At 49.6% G+C, this 815-nt stretch carries 1 protein-coding gene; it reads right to left on the reverse strand.

Going from position 1 to position 815, the window contains the following annotated elements; translation table 11 throughout:
• Positions 1 to 815: cystathionine beta-lyase (gene metC, locus R7E78_RS25750; RefSeq protein WP_318058560.1), on the reverse strand; the 815-nt coding region annotated here is incomplete at both ends.

Below are 815 nucleotides of genomic sequence, written 5' to 3' on the forward strand. Positions count from 1 at the left end.
TGCCGCCAGTAAAATCACGCTCAAAGAACTCATGACCAGGGCAAGTCTCTAGGGCAGGGTGACGAACATGATCCACTTCAGGGCGGTTTGCCAACCACTGTGCGAGTTTCAAACTGTTTTCAGCGTGCTGGCGTAAGCGAACATCCAAAGTGCGAATGCCACGTAGGCCAAGGTAAGCGTCATCAGGAGAAACGCATTGACCCATCAGGTAGCTTTGTTCGCGAAGCTGATCCCAGTATTTCTCAGACGCCACTGCGGTGCCGAGCATGACGTCAGAGTGTCCAACGATGTACTTTGTCGCCGCTTGAATAGAAATGTCCACGCCATGTTCGAAAGGTGAGAAGTTCACGCCGGCGCCCCACGTGTTATCGAGCATCACAATGATATCGTGCTCGTGAGCGATGCGCGCCATGGTTGGAACGTCTTGAACTTCCATTGTGATTGACCCCGGCGATTCAAGAAACAGTATTTTGGTGTTTGGTTGAATCAAATCACGAATGTTTTCGCCGATCATCGGATCGTAGTACGTGGTTTCTACGCCCATCTTTTTCATGATCACGTTGCAGAAATCACGTGTTGGTTCGTAACACGTATCAACCATCAAAATATGGTCGCCAGCTTCAACGAAAGAAAGGATCGCGTTAGAAATAGCTGCCGTTCCGCAAGGGTAAAGAGCACAACCCGCACCGCCTTCGATCTCGACCATTGCATCTTGAAAAGCAAAGTGAGTGTTAGTGCCACGACGTCCGTAAAACAGCGTTTTGTTTGCGCGGTTTATTGCGGCTTGGTTTTTCGCTGCAACAGTATTAAACACG

The organism is Vibrio sp. YT-19(2023) (genome assembly GCF_033337395.1).